The following is a 1,163-nucleotide window of genomic DNA, read 5'->3' as shown; positions in this document are numbered from 1 at the left end:
TGAACCGCCCCGGGTCTGGTGGAGGCTCTGAACCCACGGAAGGGTCGGAGCTATGGCAGCGCCGAGGAAGTACCCGGACCAGATGCGGGAGCAGTCGGTCCGTCTGGTCGTGGATCTTGTTGCTGGTGAGGAGGCGCTGAGTGTGACCGAGGCGTGTCGTCGGGTCGGTGAGCAGCTCGGGATCAACCGGGACACGCTGCGCGGCTGGGTCAAGCAGGTGCAGATCGATGCCGGGCAGCGGCCGGGACAGACCACGAGCGAGCGGGACCGGATCCGGGCGTTGGAGAAGGAGAACGCCGAGCTGCGGCGGGCGAATGCGATCCTGCGCAGCGCGTCGGCTTTCTTCGCGGCGGAGCTCGACCGCCCCGCGAGCAAGTGATCGCCTATATCGACGGGCATCGCAGCGAGTTCGGGGTCGAGCCGATCTGCCGAGTGCTGGCCGCGGCCGGCGTGGCGATCGCCCCGAGCAGCTACTACGCGGCCAAGACTCGGCCGCTCTCGGCGCGGCGCCGCCGTGACGAGGTCCTCAAGACCGAGATCGTGCGGGTGTTCGAGGCCAACTACCGGGTCTACGGGGCGGACAAGATCTGGGCCGCGCTCAATCGCCAGGCCGGCTCGGGGGAGGGCCCGCTGGCGGGGGTGCGGGTGGCGCGGTGCACGGTCGAGCGGCTGATGCGCGAGCTCGGGCTGCGCGGGGCGGTGCGCGGCAAGACGGTGCGCACCACCGTCGCCGCCCCCGGCTCGGCGGCCGGCGACACCCGGCCGGACCTGGTCGAGCGCCGGTTCCGTGCGCCGGGCCCGAACCGGCTGTGGGTGGCCGACCTGACCTATGTGCGGACCTGGTCGGGTTGGGTCTACGCGGCGTTCGTGATCGACGTCTACTCGCGGATGGTGGTGGGCTGGCAGCTGGCTCGCCATCTGCGCACCGACGTGGCCCTCGACGCCCTGGAGATGGCGCTGTGGCGCCGTGCGCAGCAGCAACACGACCTGGCCGGGCTGGTGCACCGCTCCGACCGCGGCGTGCAGTACCTGGCGATCCGCTATACCGAGCGCCTCGCCGAGGCCGGCGCGGTCTGCTCGGTCGGCAGCCGTGGCGACTCCTACGACAACGCGCTCGCCGAAAGCTTCCACGGGCTGTTCAAGACCGAACTGGTTCGGCCGGG

General features: G+C 71.4%; 2 protein-coding genes and 1 other annotated feature. Both genes read left to right on the top strand.

Annotated elements, in window-relative coordinates; translation table 11 throughout:
• Positions 1 to 52 precede the first annotated feature (52 nt).
• Positions 53 to 379 carry a transposase gene (locus PKE99_RS39675; RefSeq protein WP_037054779.1) on the top strand — a complete coding sequence of 109 codons (327 nt, stop codon included), beginning with the start codon at positions 53 to 55 and terminating at the stop codon, positions 377 to 379.
• Positions 337 to 465 (top strand) — a sequence feature (AL1L pseudoknot). (Overlaps the previous gene by 43 nt.)
• A partial coding sequence (locus tag PKE99_RS37610; RefSeq protein ID WP_051738403.1) for an IS3 family transposase occupies positions 376 to 1,163 on the top strand: 788 nt, incomplete at its 3' end. (Overlaps the previous feature by 90 nt.) The genes PKE99_RS39675 and PKE99_RS37610, both read left to right, overlap by 4 nt.

This window comes from Pseudonocardia halophobica (genome assembly GCF_027922425.1).
GTDB lineage: Bacteria > Actinomycetota > Actinomycetes > Mycobacteriales > Pseudonocardiaceae > Pseudonocardia > Pseudonocardia halophobica.
Note: the sequence above shows the minus strand (reverse complement) of the source record. Positions and strands in the feature narration are given on the sequence as shown.

What these genes read in the sequence shown, in the direction of transcription:
- PKE99_RS39675 (WP_037054779.1), top strand. Translation starts at nt 53, where the DNA reads ATGGCAGCGCCGAGGAAGTACCCGGACCAGATGCGGGAGCAGTCGGTC.